Source organism: Streptomyces sp. CLV115, assembly GCF_038448545.1.
Lineage (GTDB): Bacteria > Actinomycetota > Actinomycetes > Streptomycetales > Streptomycetaceae > Streptomyces > Streptomyces sanglieri.
In genome coordinates, this window is sequence record NZ_JBCEWQ010000061.1 from 1 (window position 1) to 21458 (window position 21458).

The window sequence follows — 21458 nt, forward strand, 5'->3', positions numbered from 1 at the left end:
CCCGCCCAAGAGCGGGTCCGCCACCGCTGTTCGCGGGGAGACGGACATGGTCACTTCTCCAGCAGCTGGGAGATGCTGCCGCACAGGTCGCCGAGAACGCCCTTGACGTCGGCGTTCGGCTTCCACAGCGGGTCCAGTCCGGCGCGGACCCGCTGGGCGAGTTCGGCCTGTCCGGCGTGGCCCGGCTTGACCACACCGTTCTTGACGCCGCCGACGACCACGCTGTCGAGCTGGTCGTTCTTCAGCAGCGGATTGGTCTTGGCCAGGTTCTCCGCGGTGAGCTGGGAAGCCCGGGGCGGCGGGAAGTAGGCGGCGAGCTTGGCGGAGTTCTGCGGGTTGGTGAAGTAGGCGAGGAAGTCCTTGGCCTCCTTGGTGTGGCCGCCCTGCTTGACCACGCCGATGCCGGCCTGGCCGATCACCGAGTAGTCGCCGCTCGGCCCGGCCGGCAGCGGCACCAGGTCCCATTTGAACTTGGCGCCCTCCAGCAGCGACGCCCGGCTGATCTGGGTGACGGTCATCGCCGTGTCGCCGGTGAAGAAGTCGGCGGACTCGCCGGGGCCCGGCATCGCCTTGTCCTCGAAGATCCCCTTGTGCAGGGCGGTCATCGCATCGACCATCGGCTTGCTGTTGAAGGTGCAGGTCTTGCCGTCGGCACTCCATGGCTCGGCCTTCCAGCCGCCCCAGAAGGTGGCCAGGTTGCCCCAGTCCTTGTATTCGAAGTCACGGATCACCATGCCGGCCTTGCCGGTGGAGCGGTGCACCTCGGAGCCCTGGGCGAGCACGGTCGGCCAGTCCCACTTACCCGCCTCGATGAGCTGGTCCGGTGTCTTCTGGCCGGCCTTCTTCAGCAGGTCGCGGTTGACGAAGACACCGAACGGCGAGGTGGAGAACGGGTACGCGTACAGCTTGTCGTCGCTCTTCCAGAGCTTGGTGGTGCTCGGGAGCAGGTCGTCGTACTGGTATCCGCCGGTCTGCTTCAGGGTGTCGTCGAGCGGCACCAGGGCCCCGGAGCTGACGAAGTCGGCCGCGTCCGTCTCGAAGACCCATGCGAGGTCGGGGGCGTTGCCGCCGGTCATCTGGGTGGTGAGCGCCGTGCTGTAGGTCTCGAACGGCAGCGGGTCGAACTTGATGTCCTTGATCTCGGGGTGGTTCTTCTTGTACGCGGCGGCGATCTCGTTGAAGAGCTTCAGGTGCGGCTTGTTGGATGTCCAGACCGTCATCCGCAGGGTCACCGGACCGCTGTCGTCCCCCGAGCCGTCTCCACTGCACGCGGCCAGTACAAGCGTTGCGGACATCGCAGCGGCGACCGTGGCCAGCCCTCTTCGTATCAACATGGTGTTCTCCCTCGGTGGTGCATGGAGGCCTAGTAGCCCGTGATGTCGGGCCAGCGCAGCTCGACGCCGGCTGCGGTGAGCTGGTCCTGGAAGGCCGAGAGCAGCTCAGGGGTCTCCCGGACCGCGCGGGGGCGGGTGCCGTGAGTGAGGCAGAAGGCGGCGAGCGCGCCGGCGGCCTCCCCGATGTTCCACTCGACCGGGTGGACCCGGTAGGCGCCGTTGGTGATGTGGGTGGTGCCGATGTTCTTGCCGGCGGGCAGGAGGTTCTCGACCCTCTGCGGGAGAAGCGCGCCCAGCGGGATCTCGAACGGGCTGCAGCCGACGTCGATGTAGTTGTCCCCGCCCGTCGAGGGGTGCAGGTCGATCCGGTACATGCCGAGGCCGACGGTGTCCGGGTACCGCACGGCGCCCCGCTCCCCGCGGACGGCGAGCGAGAGGTCCTGCTCGACGACGGTGTAGTCGGCCCTGATCCGGCGCGCCTCGCGGATGTACGGGGCCTGGGCCAGGCCGTCGGTGCCGCCGGTGATGTCGCCGCGCAGGCGCAGCCCCGGGAATCCGGTGCCGCCGTCCGGGCGGGGCGCCTCGGTCTGCATCCAGTACAGGAAGGAGAGGCTCAGCTCCCTGGCCCGGCGCAGGTGGTCGGCGGCGTCCGGGACGTCGAGGACCGGGCCCTCCAGGTAGTCGATCATCGGCCAGTTGACCAGGGTGATGTCGCTGGGGTAGGCGCCGTCGGTGAAGGTGCCTCGGGCGGCGATCCGACGGAATGTCCACAGGTTGGCGTTGCCGGGATTGACCCGCTGGTCGGCGATGACCGCCAGCGGGTCGTCGCCGGGGTTGGGGCTGAAGTCGTGCTCGACGCGCTCCAGCGTCCTGGGGTGCGGGTATCCCCAGGACAACAGCCGTCCGCCCCAGACGTCGGGCTGGTAGGACCGCCAGAAGTCGTAGTCCGCGGGCTTGTCGATGGTGTGGTCGCCGTCGACGTGGTCCATGGCGAAACACACCGATACGGCCTGCATGTTCAGCGGCTGGGCGACCTGCGGGGCGCTCGGCTCGCCGGTATCGGCGGCGGACTCGAAGCCGGTGACGTACTCGGTGCCGGTGAGCGGCAGCAGTTCGCCGGTCTCGGTTGCGTCCAGCACGTAGGGGGCGGTGGCGTGGACCCTCTCGCCGGTGTCGCGGTGAGTCAGGGTCACTGCGGTCACCCGGTCGCCTTCGGTGTCGGCGGCGGTCGGCCGGTACGGCTGGAGGACGGTGAGCCGCCCGCTGGCGCGGTACGGTGCGAGCATCGCCGAGATGACCGCCACCGCAACCTGCGGTTCGTGGCAGAGCTTGCTCACCCAGCCACCGCCAGGGTTCAGGTCGAGGCGGGCCCTGGCCCGTTCGGTGAGCGGGTAGTGCCGGCGGTAGTAGTCGCGAATGCCGTCGCGCAGGGCCCGGTAGCCGGCCGTGACGCCGAACTGCTCCACCCAGGAATGCTCGTCCGGCGGCACTGCCTGGCTGGTGAGCTGCCCGCCGAGCCAGTCGAACTCCTCGGTCAGCACCACGGTCCGGCCGGCGCGGGCTGCGGCGAGCGCCGCGGCGACGCCGCCCAGACCTCCGCCGACCACCAGCACATCGCTGCGTATCTCAGTCAAGAACGGTCCTTTCTCGGTTCGCCGAGGGTCTGCCCCTCGACGAAGTGACACGGCAGAAGCCGCTGAAGCGTGGTGGTCGGCTCGTCCTCCAGCAGGGCGGCGAGGAGTTCCACCGACTGCCAGCCCATCTCCCGACGCGGAATGCGAAAGCCGGTGCACGTGATGTCGGCGTCCGCCGACTCGGCCGGTACGCCGGTCACCACGACCGACAGGTCACCGGGCACGTCGATGCCGCGCTCCCGGGCCGCGTGGATCAGTGCGACCCCGTCGTCGTAGCCCTCGACCACGGCGGTGGTCACCCCGGCGGCGAGCAGCGCGTCCAGGGTCTCCCCCGCGGACCGGCCGGCTGTCCGCTCGTGCCGGCCGCTGCCTTGGGTACCGGCGCGGAACCCGTTCATCCGGTCGTCGGCGGACTCCGCTCCCTCCCCCGCTCCGACGTAGGCGAACTCCCGGTGCCCGAGCTGCCGGGCCCGCTCGACCAGCTCCCGGGTGGCGGCGGCATAGTCCGCACCCACGCAGGGCACCGGCCCTCCCGCGTCGTCGCGTCGGCCGACCGCCACGAATGGGTAGTTCTCGCCATTCAGCCGGGCCAGCTCGTCGTGCGGTATGTCCCGGCCGAGCAGGAGGCACCCGTCGGCGATCCGTAGCCGGTTGTTCTCGTGGAACACCTTGCGCCGCCCGTCGGTGACCGGGGCGCTGGTGAACAGCAGCAGGTCGCACCTGAGCTGCTCGGCACACTCCTCGATGCCACGCAGGAACGGGTAGTAGAAGTCGGCACTGGTGCTCGGGAACACCGATTCGTAGGTGAACACGCCGAGGATCTGGTTGTGCTGACGCACCATTCGGCGGGCCACCGGGTCGGCCGCGTACCCGGTCTCCCGGATCACGTCGAGGACGCGCTGCCGGGTCTCGGGGGCGATGCGGGTCGTCGCGTCGGTCCTGTTGTTCAGCACGAGCGAGACCACCGCCTGGCTCACGCCGGCAAGGCGGGCAATGTCACGCTGCGTGATCCTTGGCACGGGAAACTCCTCCAGAGGCTTCTGAAGCCATCGCTGATAATACGTATTATCAGCTGGTGATCAGTGACGCTACTCGGGCTGTTTCACGGTGTCAACGGTCCCGAGGGGCTTCGTCGGGCATCTTGAAGCTCCGGGACAGGGCGGTCGGCAGTTCGGCACACTGGGCGATTTGCCCCACCCTCATGTCCCCGAGTACTCCAGCGGCAGATCGTGATCACGCTGGGCTGTGGCCTGGCGGTGGTAGTGGCTTGCTCGGGATCGAGCCTGGTGACGGCGTCGCCAGTGGGACCGGCGGAGCCGGTGTGCCGTGTCGTGGACGCGCTGGGCGATGAGGGTGATGAACAGGCGCGCGCTCTCGTGGCAGGTGAGCGGGATCAGGTTGTCCGGTGCGGGCCGGCGGGCGTGTTCGTCAGCGCGGACGACGGCGAGGAAGGCGTGGGCAGGCATGGGCGAGGGTGACCCAGCGCGACCACGACGCGTAGCGGCGAACCTGGTGCTCGTCCAGTCCGGCCAGGCCCTTTCCGGACTGGAACGTCTCCTCGACCCGCCACCTTGATCCTGCGACCCGCACCAGGGTTGCCAGGGGCACCGGATGGGGCAAGCAGCAGCGGTAGCAGGCGAGTTCGCCCGTGGTGCGGTTGCGTCGGATCAACAGGTGGCGGTGGCCGGGGGCGGTGTTGGGCAGGCGATGGTCCAGCAGTTCTTCCGCGGCAGGTCCGCGAGCAGCCCGAGCACCAGCCGCCGTGTCCGGCGGCGGGGTTCGACCCGGGCGAACCGGCCTGCGATCCCATCCATCAGGCCCTCGAATGCTTCCCGCCAGTGGGCAGGGTCTACGCTATGGCCTCCGGCCACCGCGTGATCCTTTGTCTTCACACACCGATGATCAACGGTGGCCGCATCCATGTCCGCGCCGGCCCCACCACCAAAATCACAAACTGTCGCTGGGGCTCGGGCACCATTCCCCTTCGAGGATGCTGAACATCTCGGAGTCCCGCCAGCCGTCCCGGATCAACGCGGTGTGCCGGTGCCGCCCCTCGTAAGTCATGCCGAGCTTGCCCAGCACCCGAGAAGACGCGAGATTGCGCGGGTCACAGGTCGCGCGGATGCGGTGGAGTCCCAGCTCCCCGAACCCGCGCGACAAAATGCTGATCGTTCATTGAGCGCTCATGGTGCAATGCTGCACATGGCAACACTTCTCGAAAAAGCCCAGATGTTCCGTTCTCTGCACGTACCGGGCACACCGCTGGTCCTGCCCAACGCTTGGGACGCGGCGTCCGCCCGGATAGTGGCGCACGCTGGTGCTTCCGCGATCGCGACCACCAGCGCCGGGGTCGCGTGGTCCCTGGGCCACGGCGACGGCGATCATCTGACCCGCGGCCAGGCGCTGGACGCGATCACACGGATCACGGCCGTCGTCGATGTGCCGGTCACCGCCGACATCGAGCGGGGCTACGCGGCCGACCCGGCAGGCGTGGCCGAGACCGTACGCGGCGTCCTGGCGGCCGGAGCCGTGGGCATCAACCTGGAGGACACCCTGCGTCCCGTCGCCGAGCAGGCCGAACGGATCGCAGCCGCACGCAGGGCCGCGGACGAGACGGGCATCCCGTTGTTCATCAACGCCCGCATCGACACGCACCGCCTGCCGCCCGGTGACCGTACGGCCTGGCTGAACGAGACGCTGGCACGCGCCCGCGCGTACGCGGCGGCCGGCGCGGACGGCATCTTCGTTCTTGGCACACTCGACACCGAGGAGGCCAGGACGCTCGTGGGCTCTCAGCACCTGCCGGTGAACCTCCTGGCCGGCCCCGGCGCACTGCCCGTTTCCGATCTTGCCTCCGCGGGAGTTGCCCGGATCAGCGCAGGATCTTCCATCGCCGAGGCGGCGTACGAACTGGTCCGTCAAGCAGCCCGTGAACTGCTGGAGAAGGGCACGACGACATCGTTGGAGGGCGGATTCGACTACGCAACCCTCAACGCCCTGGTCCTGGCCGAACCCGCACACTGAGGAAACGGTCAGGAGCGGAGCCACAGTCGGTTCGTCGCTACGGTGACCGTCCCGTGGAAGACGCAGGCGCGTTTGTCGTAGCGCGTCGCCACCGCCCGCAAGCCCTTGAGTCTGTTGATCACCCTCTCGACCTCGTCGCGGCGCCTGCAGGCGCCGCGATCGAAGGCTGGGGGGCGATGGCCGGCTGTGCCGCGAGACAAGCGGTGGCCGATCTGATCCTTCTTCTCCGGGATGCTGTGCGGGATCTGACGTTTGCGCAGATGGACGCGTATACGGCGGCAACGGTACGCCTTGTCGGCGCTCACCGCCTCCGGGCGCGTACGCGGACGGCCACCGCCTTCGCGTGGAACGCGGACCTCGGCCATGACCTGCTCGAACATGCTGCCACCGTGACTCTGGCCAGGCGTGACGAGCAGGCCGAGGGGCCGACGTCCGCCTTCGCCCGCCAGGTGAATCTTGGTGGTCAAGCCGCCACGCGAGCGCCCGAGACCCTCGTCAGCGCGGTGTCGGGCAGGGAGTGCCCCTGCTTTTGCTCCATTGGCCGGGGCGGTCTTGCGGGCGCCGGCTGCGTGCTGATGAGCCCGGCAGGTGGTGGCCGGTGAACGGCGCGCAGGGCCATCGCAGCGGTGGCGCGCTCCGACACACTCTGGTGGAGAGAGGCGCTTGCAGCAACAGAGAGCGCCGGCGACCCCAAGGAAGGCCAGGCAGTTGCGGCGGTCCGGGTTGCGGCCGGCCGCATCGGCGCACCGGCCGCAGATCGACCGAAGCCCCGGCTCATCCGGTCGCGGGGTACACGTTCATGTCGATGCCCACCGCGGCGTACTCGTTGATCACGTACGTGCTCGCGTTGTCGTAAAGGCTGCGGTCCTTGCCCGTCCGGGCGTCGAGGATCACGCCGTCGGCGCCCGCCGAGGCGTAGACGGCCCCGTGGAAGGCGTTTCCGACCTCGGGCTTCTTCCGTGAGGGGTCGTTCCCGGAGATGGTCCAGAGCACCTTGCGGCTCCGGGCGTCGATGCCCCGTGCGGTCTCCTTGGTGTCGCACACGATCACGGACCGCTGGTCGTTGAAGCAGTGGAGGAAGCTGCCGCTCGGTTCGCCGGGGACGGGCTCGCCGGTACGGCTGTCGCGCAGCGATCCGGCGACGAAGAAGCCGCCGCCCACCTGCTCGACCTCCACGGCGGTGCGGCCCTCCTGCTTCCAGCGCGGGGCGCCGTCCGTGAGTGCCAGCCCCGCGAGAGCGAGATCGTCGTCGTTGGTGTGCCAGCCGTCGATTGCCTGGAAGGTCGCCTCGTCGCCGAGCTGGGCGCCGATGACGACGCCGCTGTCGAGCGTCTCACCCGCGAAGCCGTCCTTCTGCCAGGTCACTTGATGGGTCTTGAGGTCGACTCCGTAGGTGGTGGCACTCTGGCCGCCGCCACTGCCGGAATCGTCCGTGCTGGTGAGGACCCTGACAGCTGCGGTTCCGTCCTCGGCACCGATCACCGCGGGCTCCAGATCGCCGACGGTCGCCCCCTTCGGCGCGGGCAGCCGGACCGTCCAGGACACCTTGCCGCTGTCCGCGTCGACGGAACGCAGGTAGACGTCGGTCCGGTCGCGCTCGGTACCCGAGCCCTTCGTGTAGTCGGCGTACGCGAAGAGGACGCCCGTGTGCCCGTCCTGCCGGGCGAAGACCGGAGGGATGGTCTGGTCGTCGCTCGGCACGCCCTCCTTGCCGGTGTACCAGTCCTTGCGGCCGAGGACGGACGACCAGAGCTTGCGTCCGGAGTGGGTGTCGTAGGCGTCGAGGGCCTCGGAGGTCCGGTGGTACAGCGTGGGCCCGAGCAGGGCGAACCCCCAGTCCTTGATGTCCTCGTCCACGGGCAGCGCGATCTCCTTGCCGAACTTCGCCGGAGGATCGAACGCCTTCGCCTTCGCCGCGGCCGGAGGTTTGGCGCCGGAGGCCGCATCCGGGGCCCCGGCGTCCGCGTCCGTCCCGGACACGCCGTCGGAACAGCCCGCCAAACCGGTCAGCACGGCCACGAGGGCCAGATGCATGACGTACCGGTGCGTCGCTCGCACGGTGATCTCCTCCGTTGGTCAACTCCGCGGCATCCTAGTGTCGTTGTCCTCGCGGCGCGTTCGCTCAAGGCCTCGATGGGTCGGCAACGACGTCTTCGGTCTGCCTCGGGGACTTCTGTGCCATCCGCGCAGTCTGCCCAAGCTCCTCGAACTGGCGTGACCCGTCGTCGAGTACTTCGTCGAGGCCGCCGCCTGTCCCCGGCGGACCTCTCGAAGCATGTAGTCCACGACGGCATGGCCGGCTCGTAAGGTGGCAGGCCGTCCCCGCCGAACACCTTCCGGACGGTGGTACGTGACACGCCACTGCGGTTGACCGCCATGGATGCACGGCGTAGAGATCGGTCGCCGAAGCGTCGGTGCAGCGCGCGCAGCGCGTGCAGCTCAGTGTGGAAGGTGTGTAGCGGTCCAGGCGGCAGAGTGAGCGGTGGGAGTTCTCCGGTACGTCCCATCCGTAGTTGTCGTGTCCTTCGTTGTGGCCGGAGATCCGGCGCGGGGCGTTCTCCGACGAGGCTGGCCGACCACGACGACGAGCCGGGTGTCGGCGTCGATGACCTCCGGCGTGAGGATGGAACCGATCCCCCGGCCCTCATCGGATCCTGCGATGCGGATCAGTCCCTCCTCTGCCTGCATCGAATCGAGCTCGAAGTCCTCGTGGCCGGCGGCCGGACTCTGGAGCCATAGCGCCAGGTGGTACGCCAGCTCAGCCACCGGGAACGCCTCCTCGGACCACACCTCCCGCCCCTGCTCCCAGATGGAAAGCTCTGCGTCGATGTCGAGGAGCAGCACCGCAAGAGGTGCCTCCTGCGGAGCGAGGCCGCGCCGGGGCAGGTCCGACAGTCCAAAGTTCCGGCAGACAAACTGCACCGCCCGGCCTCCATGAGATCGGAGCCCAGCCGAACGCCCAGGCCACCCAAATGCGAACAACCGTACCAACTGGCACCAGGCGTCCCACCGGGCCCCTCAATACCGGGACAGCCCTTGGCTTGACCTCTGACCTCGGGGCCCGAACGAGTCCTCGCACTTGACCACTCGGACTGGTAACTGCCATACGTGCGGGCGGCCTTCGGCTGAGCATGTGATCCGACCAAGGAACACACAATGCTCAGCACGAAGGCCGTTGGGATGAGTCTGTTGCATCATGCTGTCCGGCAGGATCCGTTTGCGGAACTGTCTCGGTTCCAGGGCGAGTTCTATTCCTGTTTGACCAGGCGTGCGGATGCGTTGTTCGAGCTCGCGGGCGCCGTGTTGTGCGCCGATGGTCCGGTCCGGTCGTTGGTGGAACTGTCGCTGGTGGGTGAGCATCGTCGCGGGCACGGCGGACTCTACGACGCTCTGGCCGCGGGCCAGAGCGATGTGGCCCGGCTTCGGCGGGCCCTGGCAGCGGTGTCATTGCCGCGATCGGCGGACGGCCGGCTGGTCCTGGCCGCCGACATCACCTGCTGGCCGCGGCCCGGCGCGCACACCTCACCGCAGCGGATCCTGGGCTGGACCTGCCCGAAGATCCGCACCCCCCGAAGCCGCCGACCGCTGGACCCGGCTGATCCTTGCCGCCTTCGCCCGGCTCCGGCTCCCCCACGGCCGGCGGCAGACCTCCGGCGGCCGTGGGAGAAGCCGGTCCCGCTCGGCAGACTCACCCCCGCACGAGTCCGTCGCGGCTTCCGGCACCTCCGGCCGAAGGCCGCCTGCCCAACCGGAGCACCGAAATCCGCTCGGCCGGGCCCGGGACGGCCACCCGGTCGCAGGAACAACCAGCCCACTGCACGCTATGACGTGCACACCGTCCGCAAACCCGACCCCACGAAGTGACACACGAAGAAGACCACGACTCCACGCCCCCGCCGCACAGGTTAAAGATCAAGTCAGGGGCTGTCCGATGAGTCGTGTGAGCTGATCAGGGCCGTGGCTCAGGCGCAGATGAGCTTCTCCGAAGGCGCCGTCGTCGGGCTCGCCGGCACTGAGAGCCCGTCGCCAGTCCGCCCACCGTTTCCTGCGTCGGCCGGCTGAGGAATTTGGTTGCGGTGGATCAGGCGGATGCGGTGATACTCCGGCATGAGTAGAGATGCCGAGGTCATCGTGCTCGCCCGCTGGTCGGACGAGGTCATGGAACCGCTGACCCAGGAAGATCCGGAACGTATGTGGCGAGGCCGCTTCGTCCCGATAGCGGGGCAATGGGGCTACGAGTTCGGGTGGGCCCTGGAGTTCGAGAAAATGCGTGCCCGCAAGGGCCTGCTCAAGCACCTGGAATCGCTGCCGTGGCCGCATCCGCATACGGTGCAAGTTTTGCTTCGCGACCAGGACGACGACTGCTTCGGGCTATGGATGTTCCAGGAGGACCGGCTGGTGGAAGTCACCATTGCGCGTACCGAGCGATTCCACCAGCCTGCACCGCCCAATGAGGACTTCGAACCCGACCCCGGCATGCTGCTGCGCACCGGCCAGGACACGACCCTGCCCGAACAGACCCCGGAAGCACGCCGCGACACCCGCCCACCCTGGTAGGCCGAGTTCGGCAGCTGCTCTTGGGACGTCAGGGCTGTCGACGAGCGCGTGCTCAGCGAACTGTGCCACCACTACCCGGGTGCCGGTGAGCTCTGAACGGGGCGTTTCAGTGCGGACGGAGCCATAGGCGGATAGCGGCCACGGCAACCGTCCCGTGAAAGAGCTTGTCGTAGCGTGTGGCGACGGCTCGGAAATTCTTGAGCCGGTTGATGATCCGCTCGACTTCGCTGCGTCGGCGGTAGATCGTCTTGTCGAACGCTGCGGGTCGGCCGCCTTGGCTGCCGCGCCGCCGGCGGTCGGCCCGCTGGTCCCCCGGTTCGGGGATGGTGTATCTGATCCGGCGTCTGCGCAGGTGGCGCCGGTTACTACGTGATGAGTACGCCTTGTCTCCCCCGACGTGACCGGGCCGAGTGCGCGGTCGTCCACCAGCCTGCCGGGGCACGCGGATCTCCTCCAGGACGGAAATCATCTGTGGTGCGTCGCCCCACTGGCCGGGCGTGATGACAAACCCGAGCGGGCGGATCCTGCCCTCTACCGCAAGGTGGATCTTGCTTGCGAGCCCACCCCGCGAGCGTCCCAGGGCCTCATCGGAGCGGTGGCGCGCCGGGCTCTTGTGCCGTGGAGGTCGTCGAGGAAGTCGTCCTTGGCCGGCTTCGCCATAGTCTCCGGCCTGTAGCGGGGGCGGTAGAGGTGGAAGTCGTTCCCGCCATCAGTGACTTCTGTCAGGACCTTTAACGAGCTGGTGCGTGATAGCGGGTGATGTGTTCTTGCTGGTGGGTGGCATGATCCGGATGTGGCGGTCATGCTCAGTCGGACGGTTCTTACGCATCAGGTGTTCACGGGGGTCTCCCGGAGGCATTTCGCTTCCCTGGTTGAGGAGTTGGCAGGATCGTGGCAGGCCGTGGTCGAACGCAACACCACCGGCTGACACAAACCTCAGCCCAGACCACCTGCATCTCCGACACGATCAGGCACCAGCTCGTTACTCTCACGGGAGTTGGTGTACCTCAACTTCGGGAGGGTGCTCTGTGGCCGTGCACGTGACTGTGTGGGATGACCGCGATCGGGTCGGAGGAGGCCGGGCCCCGACAGCTTCGACGGTCCCAGTGACCCCGGCGGCCGCTGCTGCCCCCGCCCTCTTCATCCACAACATCTTCACCTGGGGCAGCGACTCCGACTACGGGTTTGCCGGGCAGCGGCCCCTCGCGGACAGCCGGCGGCTCCTCCTGATGGATCGCCGGGGTTACGGCGACAGCCCGGACACCGCGCGCAGCGAATTCGACGTCGACGCCGAGGACGTCGTGGAGGTTCTCAGCGACGAGGCCTCCGCCGTGAGGCTCGGCGGCGCCCACCTCGTGGGGCACGGGAACGGCGCCGTCGCCGCGCTCATCGCCGCCGCACGCCGACCCGACCTCGTCCGCTCCCTTGCCCTCATCCAGCCCTCCGCCTTCACCGCCGCCGCGCACCATCCACTCGTTGCCGACCTCCTCGACCGGGTGCGCGACGGTGCCCCGGGCATCCCGGACGGCGTCACGCCGGAGCAGTATCTGCGTGCGTCCACCGAGGGGTTGGGGATGGCTATGCCCGAGCCCACGTCGCGCCGACTCCGTGCCGTTGCCACCTCCATGAGAGAGCGGCCCATCTGGGAGGCGGAAATCCCGCTGGAGGTGATCCGGGGCGCCGCCCTGCCGGTTCTGGTGATCTGCGGAACCTGGGAGCACGCGCCGGCCGCGTACCGCGAGCACGTGGGGCTCCCGCTCATGGCCGTGGCCGAGTCCCTCACGGACTCCCTCGGGGCCCGCCTCCTGCGGGTGCCCGGCTACTACCCGCACACCCAGGAACCCGCCGTCGTCAACGCCGCCCTGCGGGAGTTCTGGAGCTGACCCGGTTCCGCATCGGCTGCCGGTCCCGCGCGGCCGGCCCTTGCCTGGCGGTCCGTCTCATCAGGTGCAAACGGCGTGTGGGGCATGGCCTATTTGATGCCCGGTCAGATTGTCTCGGTGAGAGGCTGGGATACGGATGCCGCACAGGTTTCCGCCGGTGCGGCTGCTCCACGGGATGCAGCTGCCCGCCCAGTCGCAGAGCTCACCCTAACGAGCTGGTGCGTGATTGCGGGTGATGTGTTCTTGCTGGTGGGTGGCATGATCCGGATGTGGCGATCATGCTCAGTCGGACGGTTCTCGCGCAGGTGTTCACGGGGGTCTCCCGGGGGCATCTCGCCGCCCTGGTTGAGGAGTTGGCGGGATCGTGGCAGGCCGTGGTCGAAGGGCGTCGTCACGAAGCTCGCGGCGGGGCCAGGAAGCGCGGGGCGGGAGCCGGTGCCCGGCATCGGCTGGTGTTCGTCGACCGGCTCATGGCCACGCTGATTCACCTGCGGCACGATGTGCCGCATGCGGCGTTGGGGTTGTTGTTCGGCGTCGACCGCTCCACCATCACCCGTGCGATCGGCGAGATACGAGGGCTGCCGGCCGAGCGGGGATGCGCGGTCCCGGACCGGCCCGGCCTGCGACTGCGGACCCTGGCGGATGTATTCGCATACGCCCAGGCCGAGGGCATCGAGCTGCGGCTGGACGCCACCGAGGTCCAGGTCCGCCGACCCCCGGCCGGCCGCGGCGGGCGCCGTACGTTCGTCTCCGGCAAGAAGAAACAGAACACGATGAAGGCCACCGTCGTCGCCGACCATCAGGGCCGCACGCTCTGGACCGACGCCCTACGGCCAGGGCGGATGCATGACACGACCGCCGCACGCAACGAAGGCATCGGTCCCCGTTTCCGGCACTCTCGCGACGTGGAGGCCCTCCTGGACGACGGCTACCCCGCGCTCCGCCGCGACCATCCCGGCCAGGCGGTGACCCCGCCCAGGAAGGGAAACAAGATCAGCCCTCCCGAGGTCCTCGAAGCCCGCCTACAGGCCCGCCACCGGCACCCCTCGAAACGCATCAGCGTCGAACACGCCCTCGCCGATCACAAACGCTGGAAGCAACTGGTCCGCTGGACCCACCGCCGGGAGACCCTGCCCGTCACCTACCGAGCCATCGCCGGCCTCGTCCCCGACCGCAACACCACCGGCTGACACAAACCCCAGCCCAGACCCCTTGCGTCTCCAACGTAATCACGCACCAGCTCGTAAGTGCAGTCGGCATGAAGCGCAGGGTGAGACTGTGCAGCGAAACCGTGGGCAAGGCGCATCAAGGCGGTCTGCGGTACATGGGCAGCGTCGGCACCGGATGGAGTGACACCGAACGCACCACCCTCGCCAGCCTCCTCCACGTCGCCGCGATCGACGACCGCCCCTTCGACAAGGCTCCGGGCGTGGCCAGAGCACGCTGGGTGCTGCCACATCTGGTGGGCGAAGTCCGCTACACAACCAGGACCCGGGCAGGACTGCTACGGCATCCCTCCTGGCACCGGCTGCGCCCCGACCTCGCACCGGACGACCTCATGTGACGTCGACATGGCCCTCGAACTTGTTATCCACCTGGGCGTCGAGTGGGTGGCAGGCAATGGTGACGAAGCGTCCCTGGCTGCGAACACCCAGGCAACTCAATCAACCAAGATACCCCCAGGGGGTAGTTGACGTGCGGGTGCGTCGAGTCTTACCCTTTCCCTTGTCCGCTAGATACCCCCTAGGGGTATAATTGATCTGGGAGGCCACCGTGTGCACCACTTCCGCCACATCGCAAAGCTCCCCCGCCGTCGTCCGAGCCGGCACGGATGACGGCACACTGCCCGACTGGTACCTACGGGGCGAGTGGTTCGACGTGTGCAGCTGCGCACTGCCCTGCCCCTGCACGTTCGCCCAGACTCCGACCCACGGGGACTGCCTCTTCACGCTCGTCTGGCAGGTTCACGAAGGGCACTTCGGAGACGTGCGCCTGGACAACCTGGGCGTGGTGGCACTGGGAGAGTTCGCCGGAAACATGTGGGTTGGCGACCCGGACGCCACGATGAAGGTGATGCTCTACATCGACGCCAAGGGCAACCAGGCCCAGCGTGGCGCACTGGAGCAGATCTTCGCCGGACATGTCGGCGGCTGGCCGGGCCAGTTCGGCTCGCTCATCAGCGAACTGCGCGAGGTACGGTACGCTCCGGTCCACTTCGATGCCGCCGAGGACCTCTCGTACTGGCGGGCACGTGTCGCCGACAAGGTATCCGTCGGCGCGACCGCCCTCACCGGCCCCACCGCCGACCCTTCCCGTCGCGTCCAGCTGGTCAATGCTCCGGGCGCCGAGGTCGGCCCCGGCCAGATCGCCACCTGGGGCGTCGTTGAGAGCGACCGCGCGGAAGGGTTCGACTTCTCCCATGAATACCGCGGGGGATCCAGCAAGCACTTCCCCTTCGACTGGCGCCCCTGACCGCGAGACAGGGGCGGGAAGGCCGGTCAAGGGCCTCGTCCAGCGGTTGATCGGCGGAGCCGGGACGATCGGCCACACCGACAGCGTTCCGGCCCCGTGTTCAGCGGGCCGACGTATGCGCGGCATGCCGTGCCCGCGCCGTGGCGCATATACAGCACGACGTGAACTCCCAGACCGAGCAAGGGAATCGGGCCGCAGCAGCCGGACGCCCCGCGAGAAGGAGAGGCCTCGGTGAGCACGTTGCTGAGCACCTCCGTGGACCGAATCACGGAGAGGCCGTAGGGCGAAGGCCGTTCGCTCGCCGCAGCCGGCAACGGTGTCAATGGCACCGCCGCACTCGCTCAGGCCGGCCTCGGCCTTGCCATGGGCACCGGCACCGACGCCGCCATCGAGGCCGGCGACCTCGCCCGTCCGCAGCGACGTGAACGCCGCCGCCGAGTCATCCGCCGGCCCGCAAGACGCTGGGCGCCATCAAGTCCAGCCTGTTCCGCGGCCATCACGACCGTCGGGGCGAAGTCGAGCCGCTTGCCCCCCCGTTCGGCTCGAACCGGCCGCGGCGTGGATCCAGGACGCTGCAGCCGGGCGGCCCTCCGGACGCGATTCCCAGATCCGGCGGGCCCCCCAGCGCCCGCCACCACCAGAAAATCCAGCCGGTGCCCCACGAGGAGGTCTTCCATGGTCACACCGTCATGGACCAGCACGGTATACCGGATAGTCGGCCATCCCCTCGTCAGGATGACAGCCTCCGCCGCATTGCAGGCTCTGGCGTCCCACCTCTCACAGCAGAACAGCCCTCGCCCGTCCTGTACGGATGCATGTGCCCTCGTACGCCCAGGCGGCGCCAGTTCCCCTGCCGCACATCGATAGATGGGCCGACTCCTTCGCGCCGTCCGGCCGCGGCAGCCACCGCCGGGACAGCCATGCCGGCACCAGCGCCACGGTGCCGGCAGGCGAGTGACTCCACCCGGTGGATCCACTTCGGTAAGCCCTCTCGCAAGATTTCAACCGCCAAGACTGCGAAATACCCCCGGGGGGTATATGGTTGTGATCGTTGTCCTGAACGAACGACGCCAGAAGGCGCATCACACCAATGGAGACGTCATGAGGAATCACTCCGGCCACGACCAGACCAACCACGGCCACGGCGGAGCCCGGCCCGGTGGGCTGTCGGTCTCCGAGAACGGGTACACCCTCGAACTCGACTCGACGATTCTCACCGGCGGCGTGCAGCCGATCAGCTTCCGGGTGATCGGCCCGGACGGGCGGGCGGTGACCCAGTTCATACCGGAACACGAGAAGAAACTGCACTTCATCGCCGTCCGGCGCGACACGGCCGGGTTCCAGCACGTGCACCCCGTGATGGACGGGAAGGGCGCCTGGAGCGTCGAACTGGCCCTGGAACCGGGGGACTGGAGGTTTTTCACGGACATCCACCCGGTCGGCCACGACGGGACCATGACGCTGGGCATCGACGTCGCGGTCGCCGGACCGTACGACCCGCGGCCGCTTCCCGAGGCCACAGGGATCGCGCGGATCGGCGAGTACACCGTCGTGCTCGACGGCGAACTCCTGCCTGGCGAGGCGAGCGAACTGACCCTCACCGTCAGCCGGAACAACCGCCGTGTCACCGACCTGCAACCCTACCTGGCCGCGTACGGACACCTGGTGGCCCTGCGGGTCGGCGACCTGGGCTACCTCCATGTCCATCCGGAGGGCGAACCCGGTGACGGCACCACCGCGCCGGGCCCTGAGATCGCTTTCATGGCCGTCGCGCCTTCGGCCGGCACCTACCGCCTGTACCTGGACTTTCAGCACAACGATGTCGTCCGGACAGCCGAGTTCACCGTACGGGCCACCGCGGCCACTTCCCGTCCGGACGCGGCACCCCTGGCCGCCCCCGAGCACGGGAGCCACCACCACGGCCACCATGCACACCACTGACCGGATGAACGCCACCGATCAGCTGCCGCGGCACATGGCGCGGCCAAGGGACGCTCGGCCCGTCGCGCCCCGCCGTCCCGGCACATCCCCGGCATCGGAAGGAGCGTCATGCCATGCCTGAACCGGCTCACGCCCGACACGGCGGTCGGCGCCTCGCGTGACCTCCTCGCCGATCTGGTCTCACGCCATGGCCGGATCGGTGACATGGTCTCCACGATGGCGCACTCGCCGGCCGTACTGGGCGGCTACCTCCAGCTCAGCCGGGCCATGGGGCGAGCCAAGCTCGACCGCAGGATCAGCGAACGGATCTCGATCGCCGTCCAGGTCCTGCAAGGCTGCAGGCTGTGCCTCGACGCGCACGTCAGTGCCGCCCGCTCCATCGGAGTGGACGAGGAAGAGATCGAGCGAGCCCACGCGGGTACCTCGGCCGATCCCGCGATCGCGGCGATCATCGCTCTCGCACTCCAGATCTATCGCGAGCCGACGTCGATCACCGACGAACAGGTCACCGCGCTGCGCGAGCACGGCTACAGCGACCGCGCGACAGCCGATGTCGTCGGCGTCGTCGCACTCAACGTCCTCACCGGCGCCTTCAACCTCCTCGCCGGCCTCACACCGGGGAGCGACACCCGTGAGTAAAGACAACCCCGCCTGTACACGCGGGACATGGCCGCCATCCCGGGGCCGCGCCCCGCCGTATGGACACGGAAGGAACCCGCCATGCGCCTGTTCGCCATCCGCGACTACCGCCACCTGTTCAGCGCCCAGGTCATCGCCCTGTTCGGTACCGGACTGACCACAGTGGCCCTCGGACTGCTCGCCTACGACCTCGCCGAATCGCGCGCCGGCATGGTCCTCGGCACCGCCCTGACCATCAAGATGGTCATGTACGTGGTCATAGCCCCGCTGACTGCCGCATACGTCGACCGGGTTCCCAGAAGAACTCTCCTGGTCCTCCTCGACGTGATCCGCGGTGCGGTGGTCCTGGCACTGCCGCTGGTCACCGAGGTCTGGCACATCTACGTCCTGATCGGACTGCTCCAAGCCGCCTCCGCGGCATTCACTCCGACGTTCCAGGCCGTCATCCCCGACATCGTCACCGACGAGTCCGACTACACGCGTGCGCTGTCCGCCTCCCAGGTCGCCTCCACCATGGAGAGTCTGCTCAGCCCCGTGCTGGCCGCCGTCGCCCTGACGTTCATGGCCTTCGACCGGCTGTTCCTGGGAACGTCCGCCGGATTCCTCGTCTCCGCGCTGCTCGTCCTGTCGACGCGCATCCCCGACGCCCGCCCCAGCTCCCACACCAAGGCGTGGGACAAGGCGGCAGCAGGCATCAGAACCTTCCTCCGGACCCCGCGACTGCGCGGCGTCATCGCGCTCAACCTCACGGTCGCGGCCGCCGGCTCGATCGTCGTCGTCAACACCGTCAATTACATCCGCGACGTGCTCGGCGGTTCGCAGTCGGACGTCGCCTGGATGCTCGCCGCCTCCGGCACCGGAACCCTCCTGGCCGCCCTCGTCCTGCCCCGCGTTCTCGACCGGATCGCCGCCCGCACCGTCATGATGACCGGCGCCGGAGTCCTCGTCGGCGGCACGACCGCCGCGGTGACGCTCATCGCGGGCGGACTCACCGCATGGACCGGTACGGCGATCGTCTGGACCGTGATCGGCATCGGCATGGCGCTGATCATCACCCCGACAGGCAAGATCCTGCGCGCCTCCGTCGGCCGGAACGCGATCCCCGAGGTGTTCGCGGCCCAGTTCTCCCTGTCGCACCTGGCCTGGCTGATCACCTACCCCATCGCGGGATGGCTCGGTACGAGCGCCGGCTTCACCCTCGCCTGGTCCGTCCTCGCGATCCTCGCCGGAGCGGGAGCGACAGGTGCCCTCCTCCTGTGGCCGCGCCACGACGGACGAGGGGTGACGACCGCACCCGCGACACTCACCCGGCACGCACCCGGCAAGGACCGGTCCACCTTGTCCAAGGCCGCGTGAAGCGCCGCGCACAGCGCTCTGACCGTCTGCGTCGCACACGCTGCCGGCCGGACACACCGATACCCGAGAAGGCCATGGCTCCTGTCCCGCTTCGCGCGGGCGGCGGCCACAGCCTTCTCGGGTATCGGCGCGGCCATTGCTGTCCTCAGCGTCGTGGCCACGCTCGACCGGCTCCCGGGCGCCGTGCCCTGTCGGTCCGTGTCCCTGACAGGCAGGGTACGAAAGGGCCCGGCTTCGTTGTTCCGGCGGGTATGCGGTCGGGGCTGCGCGGTGTCCGGCCTTGGGGAGGATCTACCGGTGGGCTCGCATAATCGTCTGCCGTCGGCCGTCAGGGTAGTGCGGTCATCGCAGCGGCGGTCGACCTGAGCAAGCAACTGCCGGAGCCGACGACGGCCCGCGAGCGGCTCCGCGACCCGGCCGCCGCCTGCGACATCCTCGACCTCGACGGATTCCGCTTACATGGTCAAGGCCGTCGTACTCAGCTGAAGAGACCGGTGATCTCGTCAGCCGCATCCTCGATGGCCGCCTCGTAGTCGTCATCGTCGAGGATCGTCGTGCGCGAGGTGACGCGGTGCCGGAGCTCGGCCAGGTGGCTGAGTACCTCTTCGTCGGACAAGGTCTGGTCGAACCCGTCAATGTGGAGTTCGGTGCCGTGCTTCATCGCGTTCCTCCCTCACGGAAGTCGTAGCCGAGTGATTCCTTGAGGTCCTTGCGGGCCGCGCTGAGCCTGCTCTTAACTGTGCCAGGAGGGATATTCAGCAGCTCGGCGATCTCGTTGACGGAGTACCCGTACACGTAGTGCATGACAAGGCACTCGCGCTTGTCTCGCGTCAGGTTCCCAAGCGCGGTGTACAACGCGATCTTGTCCACCGTCGTTGATGCAAAATCGAGGCCGTCGCACGGCATACCCGTATCCGAGTCGCTCAAGGGGCGCTCGGGGCGGGCTGCGAGCTTCTGATACGCCCGATTCAGGATGCGCCGGCCCGTGAAAGCTACCCACGCGACGGGATTGGGATGTTCACTCACTTCCGGCCACTTGCGGTAGGCGATCTCGAAGGCCCGGCCGGCTGCCTCCTGCGTAAGCTCCCAGTCGTTCTGCCGAGCGTTGAGGATGCGGCAGACCTGTAGGAAATGGGCCTTGAAGAAGTCGTCGAAGTTCCTGGCCGGTGAGCGAGGGAACGGGACCGCAGCTCTCAAACTGGCCAGAAGAGCGTTGGCACGCGCCTCCAGGGGCCAGGTGGTGTGCTCGGAGAGGATGTGGGGGGCGCAGCGATCCCCGAAGAGCACCACCAGATTGTCTCCGCGGTGGAAGCGCGAGGGCCACAGGAGCCCCTGGGCCCAGGGATTGTGCCGGCGTAGTACCGAGGACCAGGCCCGTGCGCGAACGAAGTCTTCGGAGAGAACGAGTTCGGAGGAAGCCCCGACGACGTGGAGGGACTCCGCCGTTGTCAGATCAATGAGCAGAAGAGGGGCAGTTGTCCGCACTTGGGTGAGTTGGCGGTCCACAACCGCCGCCGGTGGAACCAGTCGCTCCCCATCAGGGTTGAACGTCGTTGCCCTCAGCAGCGTGTCTGCGACGGCCGCCTTGGCAGTCTGAGCAGCATAGAGGTGGGGATACGGATCCTCCGGTGTGCCGTCGAAACGCCCACCGCCGAAGATGTGCGCTGGGCAGGGGTTGAATGCTGTTGAAGAGATGCGCTTGCGGTGGACCCTGTACAGCCAGGTGTTTTCTGGCAGTTCAGCGCGCCGAGCCGTCAGTGGCCGCGCCGGCGGAGGAGAGGTGGGCAGGGACATTGATCACTTCTCCTCGGCCGTGGTGAGGGCGTTGTCACGGGCAGGGCGTAGTTCTGAGGGCGCCGATACAGCGCGATCGCAGCGGACGGACTCACCTACGATGACGTCCAGCCGCTCCGCCGACGGCACTGTGATGTCCAGGATGCTTCCGTCGGCCCGCTGGTCGTAGATCCTGCCGCCTTGCTGAATTGCCAGTGGCGCCGTGAGCAGAGTCGTACGCCGCTCCCGTTCAAACGTTGCCGCGTTCTTGCCCTCGACCCAGCTCTGGATCGTGTGCCACATGCCGCCTTCCCTTCCTGTCCGGGTACTGCCTGCAAGCGACAGCGCCGCTCGGATCATCTGAACCACCATGCCCGCTCCCTCAGCCTGTCGTGTCTGTCTTCACTCCGGTAAGGCCTTCGACCCACGGACTGGTTCACACGAAGTTTCTGGGAATCCGACGCGGACTGGTGGGCTCGCATGCCGAGGTGTCGCGTATTCGACGCCTGTGAAGGAGTTCCGTCACTCAGCGTGTGTGTCGTCGCTCTCCGATGCGGCTGCGATATGGCGCCGACAGAGGTCTGCTGAGGTGAGGTGCGGCTTGGACGTAGGCCCGCATCAGTTCGGCGACGAGTTCAGGGAGGGGCGAACGCCACTGCCCGTCATCAGGTCGCGCAGGTGGGCAACGGTTCGCCAGGGCGCTTCCCGATACAGCCCATCATGGGTGAGCGGGATGCTGCCGGTGGCCAGCCCGCTCAGGAGACGGCTGGCGTTGGGGTTGCGGAGCCAGATGAGTCGGGCTCTTGGGTCGGTTCATCTTCAGCAGCAAGGTGACCAGTGGTTGC

The 21458-nt window shown here is 68.2% G+C and carries 18 protein-coding genes and 6 pseudogenes; 11 read left to right on the top strand and 13 right to left on the bottom strand.

The annotated features are described in order from the left end of the window. Positions 1-50 precede the first annotated feature (50 nt). From AADR41_RS21395 to AADR41_RS21420, 6 genes and pseudogenes are all read right to left on the bottom strand, one after another. Positions 51-1334: an ABC transporter substrate-binding protein gene (locus AADR41_RS21395; RefSeq protein ID WP_342283002.1), complete on the bottom strand. Its 1284-nt coding sequence runs from the start codon at positions 1332-1334 to the stop codon at positions 51-53. A gap of 29 nt (positions 1335-1363) precedes the next feature. Next, the gene (locus AADR41_RS21400) at positions 1364-2959 is read right to left on the bottom strand and encodes an FAD-dependent oxidoreductase (RefSeq protein ID WP_342283044.1); all 1596 of its coding nucleotides are present in this window, start codon (positions 2957-2959) and stop codon (positions 1364-1366) included. A 5-nt stretch (positions 2960-2964) separates the two neighbouring features. After that, positions 2965-3987: a LacI family DNA-binding transcriptional regulator gene (locus tag AADR41_RS21405; protein ID WP_342283003.1), complete on the bottom strand. Its 1023-nt coding sequence runs from the start codon at positions 3985-3987 to the stop codon at positions 2965-2967. Positions 3988-4167: 180 nt separating this feature from the next. Continuing rightward, positions 4168-4672: pseudogene (locus AADR41_RS21410) on the bottom strand (IS701 family transposase); the annotation flags it as partial. Next, entirely contained in the window at positions 4636-4782 is a 147-nt protein-coding gene (locus AADR41_RS21415) for a hypothetical protein (protein ID WP_342283004.1), read from the bottom strand. The gene AADR41_RS21415 and the pseudogene AADR41_RS21410, both read right to left, overlap by 37 nt. Before the next feature lie 133 nt (positions 4783-4915). Then, positions 4916-5128, bottom strand: coding sequence for a GNAT family N-acetyltransferase (locus AADR41_RS21420; protein ID WP_342283005.1), 213 nt, complete (start codon positions 5126-5128; stop codon positions 4916-4918). Between the two features lie 69 nt (positions 5129-5197). Between AADR41_RS21420 and AADR41_RS21425 the strand changes: the two genes are divergently transcribed. Continuing rightward, on the top strand, positions 5198-5992 hold the full coding sequence (locus AADR41_RS21425; protein WP_342283006.1) for an isocitrate lyase/PEP mutase family protein: 795 nt from the start codon (positions 5198-5200) through the stop codon (positions 5990-5992). Positions 5993-6000: 8 nt separating this feature from the next. Here AADR41_RS21425 and AADR41_RS21430 read toward each other — a convergent pair. The 3 genes and pseudogenes from AADR41_RS21430 to AADR41_RS21440 form a co-directional block, all read right to left on the bottom strand. After that, positions 6001-6588, bottom strand: a pseudogene (locus AADR41_RS21430) (IS5 family transposase); the annotation flags it as partial. 178 nt (positions 6589-6766) lie between these two features. Further along, positions 6767-8050 carry a hypothetical protein gene (locus AADR41_RS21435; RefSeq protein WP_342283007.1) on the bottom strand — a complete coding sequence of 428 codons (1284 nt, stop codon included), beginning with the start codon at positions 8048-8050 and terminating at the stop codon, positions 6767-6769. Between the two features lie 381 nt (positions 8051-8431). Continuing rightward, a complete protein-coding gene (locus AADR41_RS21440) occupies positions 8432-8836 on the bottom strand; it encodes a DUF7878 domain-containing protein (RefSeq protein ID WP_342283008.1) in 405 nt (134 codons plus the stop codon). A 336-nt stretch (positions 8837-9172) separates the two neighbouring features. Here AADR41_RS21440 and AADR41_RS21445 point away from each other — a divergent pair. After that, positions 9173-9856 (top strand): annotated as a pseudogene (locus AADR41_RS21445) (transposase). Positions 9857-10099: 243 nt separating this feature from the next. Beyond that, the gene (locus tag AADR41_RS21450; protein WP_342283009.1) at positions 10100-10549 is read left to right on the top strand and encodes a hypothetical protein; all 450 of its coding nucleotides are present in this window, start codon (positions 10100-10102) and stop codon (positions 10547-10549) included. 106 nt (positions 10550-10655) lie between these two features. Here AADR41_RS21450 and AADR41_RS21455 read toward each other — a convergent pair. Then, positions 10656-11156: pseudogene (locus AADR41_RS21455) on the bottom strand (IS5 family transposase); the annotation flags it as partial. A gap of 421 nt (positions 11157-11577) precedes the next feature. Here AADR41_RS21455 and AADR41_RS21465 point away from each other — a divergent pair. The 8 genes and pseudogenes from AADR41_RS21465 to AADR41_RS21500 all read left to right on the top strand — a co-directional run bounded on the left by AADR41_RS21465 (position 11578) and on the right by AADR41_RS21500 (position 18840). After that, positions 11578-12432 carry an alpha/beta fold hydrolase gene (locus tag AADR41_RS21465; RefSeq protein ID WP_342283010.1) on the top strand — a complete coding sequence of 285 codons (855 nt, stop codon included), beginning with the start codon at positions 11578-11580 and terminating at the stop codon, positions 12430-12432. A 278-nt stretch (positions 12433-12710) separates the two neighbouring features. After that, positions 12711-13622 carry a transposase family protein gene (locus AADR41_RS21470; RefSeq protein ID WP_342283011.1) on the top strand — a complete coding sequence of 304 codons (912 nt, stop codon included), beginning with the start codon at positions 12711-12713 and terminating at the stop codon, positions 13620-13622. 101 nt (positions 13623-13723) lie between these two features. Further along, positions 13724-13996: pseudogene (locus tag AADR41_RS21475) on the top strand (ATP dependent DNA ligase); the annotation flags it as partial. 278 nt (positions 13997-14274) lie between these two features. Beyond that, positions 14275-14904, top strand: a complete 630-nt coding sequence (locus AADR41_RS21480; protein WP_342283045.1) for a DUF1326 domain-containing protein — start codon at positions 14275-14277, stop codon at positions 14902-14904. Positions 14905-15186: 282 nt separating this feature from the next. Beyond that, positions 15187-15392: pseudogene (locus tag AADR41_RS21485) on the top strand (hypothetical protein); the annotation flags it as partial. Positions 15393-16005: 613 nt separating this feature from the next. After that, entirely contained in the window at positions 16006-16845 is an 840-nt protein-coding gene (locus AADR41_RS21490; protein ID WP_342283012.1) for a hypothetical protein, read from the top strand. A 108-nt stretch (positions 16846-16953) separates the two neighbouring features. After that, positions 16954-17484, top strand: coding sequence for a carboxymuconolactone decarboxylase family protein (locus AADR41_RS21495; protein WP_342283013.1), 531 nt, complete (start codon positions 16954-16956; stop codon positions 17482-17484). An 81-nt stretch (positions 17485-17565) separates the two neighbouring features. Beyond that, positions 17566-18840: an MFS transporter gene (locus AADR41_RS21500; protein WP_342283014.1), complete on the top strand. Its 1275-nt coding sequence runs from the start codon at positions 17566-17568 to the stop codon at positions 18838-18840. Positions 18841-19318: 478 nt separating this feature from the next. Here AADR41_RS21500 and AADR41_RS21505 read toward each other — a convergent pair whose 3' ends face one another. From AADR41_RS21505 to AADR41_RS21515, 3 genes are read right to left on the bottom strand one after another with little or no spacing between them, the layout of a single operon-like run. Further along, a complete protein-coding gene (locus AADR41_RS21505) occupies positions 19319-19501 on the bottom strand; it encodes a hypothetical protein (RefSeq protein WP_342283015.1) in 183 nt (60 codons plus the stop codon). Beyond that, on the bottom strand, positions 19498-20634 hold the full coding sequence (locus AADR41_RS21510) for a sigma-70 family RNA polymerase sigma factor (protein WP_342283016.1): 1137 nt from the start codon (positions 20632-20634) through the stop codon (positions 19498-19500). The genes AADR41_RS21505 and AADR41_RS21510 overlap by 4 nt, the downstream gene beginning before the upstream one ends. 3 nt (positions 20635-20637) lie before the next feature. Further along, positions 20638-20985 (bottom strand): hypothetical protein, encoded by a 348-nt coding sequence (locus tag AADR41_RS21515; RefSeq protein WP_342283017.1) that lies wholly within the window; start codon positions 20983-20985, stop codon positions 20638-20640. Positions 20986-21458 lie beyond the last annotated feature (473 nt).

What these genes read in the sequence shown, in the direction of transcription:
- AADR41_RS21395 (WP_342283002.1), bottom strand. Translation starts at nt 1,334, where the DNA reads ATGTTGATACGAAGAGGGCTGGCCACGGTCGCCGCTGCGATGTCCGCA.
- AADR41_RS21415 (WP_342283004.1), bottom strand. Translation starts at nt 4,782, where the DNA reads ATGGATGGGATCGCAGGCCGGTTCGCCCGGGTCGAACCCCGCCGCCGG.
- AADR41_RS21425 (WP_342283006.1), top strand. Translation starts at nt 5,198, where the DNA reads ATGTTCCGTTCTCTGCACGTACCGGGCACACCGCTGGTCCTGCCCAAC.
- AADR41_RS21450 (WP_342283009.1), top strand. Translation starts at nt 10,100, where the DNA reads ATGAGTAGAGATGCCGAGGTCATCGTGCTCGCCCGCTGGTCGGACGAG.
- AADR41_RS21470 (WP_342283011.1), top strand. Translation starts at nt 12,711, where the DNA reads ATGCTCAGTCGGACGGTTCTCGCGCAGGTGTTCACGGGGGTCTCCCGG.
- AADR41_RS21490 (WP_342283012.1), top strand. Translation starts at nt 16,006, where the DNA reads ATGAGGAATCACTCCGGCCACGACCAGACCAACCACGGCCACGGCGGA.
- AADR41_RS21495 (WP_342283013.1), top strand. Translation starts at nt 16,954, where the DNA reads ATGCCATGCCTGAACCGGCTCACGCCCGACACGGCGGTCGGCGCCTCG.
- AADR41_RS21500 (WP_342283014.1), top strand. Translation starts at nt 17,566, where the DNA reads ATGCGCCTGTTCGCCATCCGCGACTACCGCCACCTGTTCAGCGCCCAG.
- AADR41_RS21505 (WP_342283015.1), bottom strand. Translation starts at nt 19,501, where the DNA reads ATGAAGCACGGCACCGAACTCCACATTGACGGGTTCGACCAGACCTTG.
- AADR41_RS21510 (WP_342283016.1), bottom strand. Translation starts at nt 20,634, where the DNA reads ATGTCCCTGCCCACCTCTCCTCCGCCGGCGCGGCCACTGACGGCTCGG.
- AADR41_RS21515 (WP_342283017.1), bottom strand. Translation starts at nt 20,985, where the DNA reads ATGGTGGTTCAGATGATCCGAGCGGCGCTGTCGCTTGCAGGCAGTACC.